This is a genomic window from Acidiphilium sp. (genome assembly GCF_049977125.1).
Taxonomy (GTDB): Bacteria; Pseudomonadota; Alphaproteobacteria; order Acetobacterales; family Acetobacteraceae; genus Acidiphilium.
The window spans coordinates 34875-42347 of sequence record NZ_JBMFGY010000018.1 but is presented as its reverse complement, the minus strand read 5'-3'; the positions used below and the strand labels follow the sequence as shown (position 1 = coordinate 42347).

Sequence of the window (7473 nt, the reverse complement as noted above, 5' to 3'; positions counted from 1 at the left end):
TGGCAGGACGGTTTTGCCGTGGGTGGTGTTGATGACGTCCGCCGCGCCGAGATAGAAGGCGAGAAACGCGGTCAACAGGCCGAAATAGCCGCCGAAGATGCCGAGTTGCGGGCTGCCGAGCAGGGGATTGAGGGCGAGAAGAACAAAGGTGATGGTCAGGGCGCCGAAGATCAGTTGCAGGGTGCGGTTGAGCGCCAGGGTGCCGATGAACATCGCCAGGGTAAAGGCGCCCCAGAGCAAGAGATACCAGCCGACCATGGGACCGGGAACGCCTTTGGCGAAGAATTCGACAAACAGCGCGAAACTCCACCAGAACGCCCCATAGGCGCAGAACGCCACGAAGCCGAAGGTGTTGCCGGTGGTGATTTCCATCATGCCGGCGACGAACTGGGCAGTGCCGCCGAAGGCAAACGCCATGGCCAGCACCATGCCCATGCCGGTGGCCGGCAGCAGACCCGCGTTGATCATGGACAGCAGCCATGTGGTAAGCGCGAAACCGAACAGGCCCAAGGGGGCCGGATTGGCTGTTTTCATAAATCCTCCCGAAGATTTTTCATTCAAACCGCGTCACAGATCGCCGGTCACGGCGCGCATCTGCTTACAAAACGTTTAACTGAAAATTATCCTCTGGCAAACCAACCTGAGGTTTTTATCGCCGGGCCGGGGGATGGGCGCCGATGATCGGGCATGGCCGATCGTCAGGAATGCGGGTCGAAACCGAGAAACCCGGCGGATGGATTGGGGACACCGGGCTGATCCGGGATGGCCGGGGCGGTTTGCGCCCTGTCCTGGCGGGTGTGCAGCGTCAGCGCCGGCGCGGGGCGGCGCGTGGATGCGGCGATGGTGCGCGAGACCGGCGTGAGCGGCATCTGCTGCTCGGTCGCCTCGCCGCCCCCTTCCTCGGCGCGCACCGAGAGCAGCATGAAGGTGATGTTGTTGCGGTTCAGTTCGACCGCGAGCTCGATCGGGGTTTCATCGAGGGCGTTGCGGGCGTTCAAATTGGCGCCCCGGCTGACGGCGGCGCGCGCCTGGGTGTAATCGCCGTGGTTGATCGCGGAAAACAGCAGCTTGGTCGGGTCTTCGTTGGCGGTGGTTACCGGGCCGGCCGAAATATTGCCGACGCCGGTGGCGCCCGGCAGGGCGGGCGGCGCGATATCGGGGGTGGTTTCACGCGGATGCAGCCCCTGCCCCGCGCCCATCGGCCCGGCGCCGCCCATCGGGCTGCCCATGCCGGCACCGGCCATCTGCGCGAAAGCCGGCGGTGCGGCGGCGAGGCCGGACAGCAGGGCGAGGAGGGCGGTCAGTCTGATCGGGCGCTTCGACGGCATCGCGGCAATTATCCTTGGGGTTCTGCGCTGAAGTCTAGCGGATCATCGGTTCAACCACCAGAACCCCACGGTCAGATAGGTCGCGAACAGGCCCCAGGCGAGATACGGCAGCAGCAGGAGCGCGGCGATCCGGTCGATCCGCCGGAAGGCCAGGATGGTCCAGGCGACCAGGACATCGAGCACGAGGATGATCGCGATCGCGACGCCCGGCCGGTGCAGGCCGAAGAATACCGGCGCCCAGATTGCGTTCACCGCGAGCTGCCAGCCCCAGAGCGACAACGCGCGTTTGTGATCGCCCAGAATGTCGCCGCAGCGCCAGACCCGCCACGCGGCGATCGCCATGGCGATGTAGAGCACCGTCCAGACCGGGCCGAACACGCCGTTCGGCGGGGTGCCGGGCGGACGCGGCAGCACGGAATACCAGGTTTTGACGTTGGGCAGGGTGGTGACGCCGGCAACCGTTGCGACCAGAAGGGTCAGGCCGAGAAAACCCGCCAGCGCCCATATCTGGGCGCCCTGGGTTCGGTTCTGTTCGGGGCGTTCGGGGTGGCGGAAGACACATTCTCCTTCGGGGGATCAATCTAGGCCGGACCAGCCGCGCTGAAAAGATGCCTGGCGCCGCGCGACCGGTTTTTTCCGGTCAAATCCAGTGACCGCGCACCCAGTAACCGCCGCGGTCATAATGACCGGGCACGAATACCGCACCCGGATAGGGACGATGCGCGACCGGTGGCGCGATGATGCAGCCGGCCAGGGGCAGGCTCAGCCCCATGATGATCAAGACCCGTTGCGCGAGGGTTATCACGGCCCGGTCCGCGCGGTGTTGAGGGTTGCGAGCGAGCCGCCGCCTTCGGTCTGGGCGGTCCGGACCAGGGTTCGATAGGCATCGAGCACCTGATCGCCGAGCGGGGTCAGGTGAGCGCCGCCCCCCGCGACGCCGCCCTTGGCGGCGATGATCACCGGGGCGTGAAATGTGGTGTTGAGCGCCTCGGCAAGTTGCCAGGCGCGTTTGTAGCTCATGCCCATGCGCCGCCCGGCCGCCGCGATCGAGCCGGTATCGCGGATGCCCTCGAGCAGGTCGGCCCGGCCGGGGCCGATGATCAGACCATCGCCGAGGACCACTCTGATCCGCAGGCCGATCGTTTCCGGATGCCGTAGTTTCACCATGACACCATCCAATCACGGAATTGCGCGATTGACGATATGGCAGAACAGACATATCGAGACGGCAGCGAGCTATTTGCACGGCTATATCGAGTGACAACAGGAGATGATGATGGCGATTTCACGGCGGAATTTTGGTTTGGGCCTTGGTGCGGCGGCGGCGCTGCCGGCGCTCGCGACACGATCGGCGCGGGCGGCGGGCGGGACGCTCACGGTGGCCTATGCCGGTTCGATGGGCGTGCTGATGAACAAGGGACTCGGCCCGGCCTATGAGAAGCAGAGCGGCGAGACGTTTCACGGCATGGGTCAGGGCGCGTTCGCGCTGGCGCATCTGATCGCCGCCAAGACCATGATGGCGGATGTGTTCGTCTCGATCACGCCCGGCCCGGTCAAGGTGCTGGAGGCCGCCGGGATGGTCAGCAAGGCGGTGCCGGTGGCGAGCACGGCGATGGTGATCGCGTATTCGCCGAAATCGCGTTTTGCGCCGGAACTCAAGGCCGCCGCCGAGGGTCATAAGCTTTGGTACAAGGTGCTGGAGAGCAAGGGGCTGCGCTTCGGCCGCACCGATCCGCGCACCGATCCGCAGGGGCGCAACATTCTGTTCACCTTCGATCTCGCGGAGAAATTCTATCATCAGCCGGGGCTGAGCAAACGGGTGCTGGGCGCGCCGATCAACCCCGCGCAGATCTTCTCCGAACCCTCGATGCTCGCGCGGCTGGATTCGGGCGAATTGGATGCGACCTCGGGCTATGAGAGTGCGGTGAAATCACTCAAGCTGCCGTTCATTCCGCTGCCCAAGCAGATCAATCTGAGCGATCCCGCCATGATCAAGCCCTGGTATTCCAAGGCGGCGATCACGCTCGACGTGAAGGGCAAGCGCCAAGTCTTGCATACCGAACCCCTGGTCTTCTATGCGTGCGTCCCGCATGACGCGCCCAACCCCAAGGCCGGGCATGCGTTCATCGAGATGATGCTCAGCCCGGCGGGTCAGGAGTTGTTCGCGCATTATGGTTACAACGCCCCGCACGGCAGCGCGATCTGATCCTCGGAGATTTGCGACCCGGGCCGCCGCATGATCAAGGCGGCGGCCCGCGGCTTTGCGCTGGCGCTGCTGGCGGCACCGTTTCTGGGGCTGGTCGTGCTGACCGACTGGGCGCGGTTCGATCTCTCGACATCGGATGTCCAGGCCGTTCTGGTCTCGGTGTCGTATGGGCTTGCGGCGCTTTTGGTGATCGCCACGATCGGCACGCCGCTGGCGCTTTGGCTCGCGACCGCGACGGGCAGGTTGCGTGATTATGCGCAGTTTTTTCTTTTGTTGCCGTTGCTGACCCCGCCGTTGGCGCTGGGGATTCTGCTCGCGGCTTTCTATGGCCCAATCGGTCCGGTCGGACTGCTGCTCGGCCGGTTCGGCGTGATCATCACCAATGATCCGGTGGCGTTCCTGCTGGCCGGGATCTACGCCGGGCTGCCGACCTATGTGGTCGCGGCGCGCACGGCGTTTTCCGACATCCCGGCTGACCTCGCCGAATCGGCGCTGACGCTTGGGGTCAACCGGCGGCAGATCTTTTGGTTCATCACGCTGCCGATCGCGCGCGATGGTCTGGCCGCGGCGCTCGCATTGGCGTGGGTGCGCGGCGTGGGCGAGCTCGGCATTGTGCTGATTTTTGCGTATTTTCCGCAGGGCATGCCGATCAGGCTCTGGGTCAATCTGGAGGACGGCGGGTTGGAGGCGACATTTCCGCTGCTGTGGATTTTTCTGCTGGCCGCCCTGCCCTTGCCGCTATGGCTGCTGCGGCGCGGGTCGAAACAGGGATGATGCCGCGGTTCGGGCCGCCCCCGCCACGCGATAGGCGGCGGGTGTCTGGGTGGGAAAGGGGCGCGCCGGTGCCCGCGGCGCGGCCGCAAGCAGCGCCGCGGACGATGAGGGGGCGTAACCCTCGCCGGGGTGCCAGTGGCCGGTGATCGTGACGATCGCCCCATCGTGCAGCAGGGTGAACGCGTGTTTGGCGATCGGGACGGGTAGCTCGACGCAACCGGCACTCTGGGGAAACCCGTAGGCGGCGCGGGCGAAACCGTGCAATGCGTCATTGCCGTGGAAATAATTCACCCATGGCACGGCGCGCACGTCGTAATGCGAACCTGTCGGGGTCACGCCCTTCATTCGCGCGGATTTCAGCCGCCAGACGATCGGCCATGAACCGTCGGGGGTCGCATGGTCGATGCCGGTGTTGACCAGGCTGCGCAGCGCGATGTGCCAGATCGCGCGATTCCGGTCGCGCTGCCAGATCGTTGCGGTTTCGGCGGGATTGTCCTTGCTGACGGCAACCCAGGTGAAGCGGAACGGGGCGGGACCGGCCTTGCGCGCGAAGCCCAGCACCGTGTCATGCTTCCAGGCCACATAGGCACCCCGGATCAGGGCGGTGGCCGGCACCTGCGCGAGGCCGGGCGGGATGGCACCGCGAAACACGCAATCGATTCCCAGATAGCCTCGATGATCGAGGGTGAAGCCGGGGCGGCAGGGCAGGTAGCCGAGGGCGTGCAGACGCTCCGCCTGCGCGTGCAGCGAGAAGTCACGCGTGAGCAGGTGGTGGAACTGGTGGTTGGTGAGCATGGCAACGGGGTGGTGACGGCGCGGGCAAGCGGCAATATGGCCATGGCCGTCGCGCGAAGAGTTGATCGGCACATGGCGATAAGGTGACGATTTCAAAAACCGGTGGCACCGGCGCCTCAAATGCGTCCGCCGCCCTTTTCCCGCAGTGCGATGCGCCCCATTTCAGGAGCGGTCGGCGGTGGCGCCCGGCGGCAAATAAGATCAGGAAGGCGAAATTCATGGCTCAACTTCAGCGCGGCCGGATCAAACCGGGGCTTCCCTATCCGCGCGGCGCGACCTGGGACGGCAAGGGGGTGAATTTCTCGCTGTTTTCCGCCCATGCCGAAAAAGTCGAACTCTGCGTGTTCGATGCCACCGGCAAGATCGAGACCGACCGGTTTGAACTTCCCGAATATACCGACCAGATTTTCCATGGCTACATCCCTGACCTCGGCCCCGGCACCTATTATGGCTACCGGGTTGATGGTCCCTATGAACCGGCCGCCGGCCATCGGTTCAATGCCAACAAGCTCCTGCTCGACCCCTACGCCCGCGCCCATGCCGGCGATCTTGAATGGAATCCGGCCTGTTTCGGCTACAAAATGGAAACCGGCGATGATCTGACCTTCGATGATCGTGATTCAGCCCCGTTCATGCCAAAATGCGTCGTGGTCGATCCGGGGTTCGATTGGCGCGGCCACCCCGGACGCAACCCGGTCGGTTGGAACCGCACCGTGCTTTATGAGGCCCATGTGCGCGGCTTCACCATGCGCCACCCGGACGTGCCGGAGCATCAGCGCGGCACCTACGCCGGCATGGGCGACAAACATGTGGTCGATTACATCAAATCCCTCGGTGTCACCTCGGTCGAATTGTTGCCGATCCACACCTTCATCAACGACAATCACCTGCTCGACAACGGGCTGACCAATTATTGGGGCTATAACAGTATCGGTTTCTTCGCGCCCGATCCGCGCTACGCTTCGGACGTTGCCAATAGTCTGCGCGAATTCAAGGAAATGGTCTATCGCTTCCACGAAGCCGGTTTGGAGGTGATTCTCGATGTCGTTTATAATCACACCGCTGAAGGCAATGAAAAAGGGCCGACGCTGAGTTTCAAGGGTATCGACAACGCGAGTTATTATCGTCTGATCCCGGATAATCCACGGTATTACATCAACGATACTGGCACCGGCAATACCGTGAACCTGTCGCATCCGCGGGTGCTTCAGATGGTCACGGACAGTCTGCGCTACTGGGTCGAGGAGATGCATGTCGATGGTTTCCGGTTTGACCTCGGAACAATTCTTGCCCGGGAACCCAACGGCTTCGACAATCAGAGCGGCTTTCTCAAGGCGTGCAGCCAGGACCCGACGCTGGGTTCGGTGAAACTGATCGCCGAGCCGTGGGATTGCGGGCCGGGCGGCTACCAGGTCGGGGGCTTTCCGCCGGGATGGTCCGAGTGGAACGACAAATTCCGTGATTCGGTCAGGGATTTCTGGCGCGGTGAGGCCTCGGCCGCCGAACTCGCGCCGCGGATCACCGCCTCGTCGCGTGAATTCAATCATCAGGGACGGCGGCCCTGGGCCTCGATCAATTTCGTGACCGCGCATGACGGGTTCACCCTCAATGACATGGTGACCTACAACGACAAGCATAACGAGGCGAACCACGAGGACAACAAGGACGGCAGCACCGACAATCGCGCGTGGAATTGTGGCGTCGAAGGGCCGACCGACGATCCGGCGATCAACGCCTTGCGGGCGCGCCAGATCCGCAATGTGCTGGCCACCCTGCTGCTCTCGCAGGGCGTGCCGATGCTGCTCGCGGGCGATGAATTCGGCCGCACCCAGAAGGGTAACAATAATGCTTATTGTCAGGACAATGATATCAGCTGGCTTGACTGGAATATTTCAGAAAACGGACAGAGCCTGATCCGCTTTGTGCGGCAACTGACCCGGCTGCGGCTGGACCACCCGGCGCTGCGCAACACCAGGTTCCTCACCGGGCGCGAGGTCGATGGTGTGCGCGATGTTGCGTGGGTGAACGCGAACGGCACCATGATCGCCGATTCCCAATGGGCCGACGACAACATGAAATGTTTCGGCATGATGATCGACGGCCGCGCCGCGACCGCGGAATCGGCGTTTCAGCGTGATGATTCGACCTTTCTGCTGGTGTTCAACGCCCATTACGACGCCGTCGAATTCACCCTGCCGGCGTGTAAGGATGGTGCGGTCTGGACCCGGATGATCGACACCAACGATCCTGAACCCGATGGCGACGTCGCGATGCAGATCGGCGCGGTGTTCACCGTTACCGCCCGCAGCGCCGTCGTGTTCAGCCGCGATTGAACGGTTTGTGCGCGGTTCCGGTACTATGCCGCGATCG

General features: G+C 63.7%; 9 protein-coding genes. 3 read left to right on the top strand and 6 right to left on the bottom strand.

The genetic code is table 11. From position 1 onward, the window contains the following. The 5 genes from ACP5E6_RS05110 to ACP5E6_RS05090 all read right to left on the bottom strand — a co-directional run. Positions 1–534: acetate uptake transporter (locus ACP5E6_RS05110; RefSeq protein ID WP_427952472.1), on the bottom strand; the 534-nt coding region annotated here is incomplete at its 3' end. Positions 535–698: 164 nt separating this feature from the next. After that, positions 699–1328, bottom strand: a complete 630-nt coding sequence (locus tag ACP5E6_RS05105; RefSeq protein WP_427952470.1) for an ankyrin repeat domain-containing protein — start codon at positions 1326–1328, stop codon at positions 699–701. 42 nt (positions 1329–1370) lie between these two features. Continuing rightward, positions 1371–1808, bottom strand: coding sequence for a TspO/MBR family protein (locus ACP5E6_RS05100; RefSeq protein ID WP_427952474.1), 438 nt, complete (start codon positions 1806–1808; stop codon positions 1371–1373). A gap of 160 nt (positions 1809–1968) precedes the next feature. Beyond that, positions 1969–2133, bottom strand: a complete 165-nt coding sequence (locus ACP5E6_RS05095; protein WP_427952468.1) for a hypothetical protein — start codon at positions 2131–2133, stop codon at positions 1969–1971. After that, complete coding sequence (locus ACP5E6_RS05090) at positions 2130–2495, bottom strand: winged helix-turn-helix domain-containing protein (RefSeq protein ID WP_427952466.1); 366 nt, start codon at positions 2493–2495, stop codon at positions 2130–2132. The genes ACP5E6_RS05095 and ACP5E6_RS05090 overlap by 4 nt, the downstream gene beginning before the upstream one ends. A 109-nt stretch (positions 2496–2604) precedes the next feature. Between ACP5E6_RS05090 and ACP5E6_RS05085 the strand changes: the two genes are divergently transcribed. Both ACP5E6_RS05085 and ACP5E6_RS05080 read left to right on the top strand, forming a co-directional pair. Continuing rightward, entirely contained in the window at positions 2605–3534 is a 930-nt protein-coding gene (locus ACP5E6_RS05085) for an extracellular solute-binding protein (RefSeq protein ID WP_427952464.1), read from the top strand. Positions 3535–3564: 30 nt separating this feature from the next. Further along, a complete protein-coding gene (locus ACP5E6_RS05080) occupies positions 3565–4308 on the top strand; it encodes an ABC transporter permease subunit (protein ID WP_427952463.1) in 744 nt (247 codons plus the stop codon). On the opposite strand, the gene ACP5E6_RS05075 is transcribed toward ACP5E6_RS05080, so the two are convergent. Continuing rightward, the gene (locus tag ACP5E6_RS05075) at positions 4273–5199 is read right to left on the bottom strand and encodes a L,D-transpeptidase (protein ID WP_427952461.1); all 927 of its coding nucleotides are present in this window, start codon (positions 5197–5199) and stop codon (positions 4273–4275) included. The genes ACP5E6_RS05080 and ACP5E6_RS05075 overlap by 36 nt on opposite strands. A gap of 122 nt (positions 5200–5321) precedes the next feature. Here ACP5E6_RS05075 and glgX point away from each other — a divergent pair, with 122 nt between their 5' ends. After that, positions 5322–7436, top strand: coding sequence for a glycogen debranching protein GlgX (gene glgX, locus ACP5E6_RS05070; RefSeq protein WP_427952459.1), 2115 nt, complete (start codon positions 5322–5324; stop codon positions 7434–7436). Positions 7437–7473 lie beyond the last annotated feature (37 nt).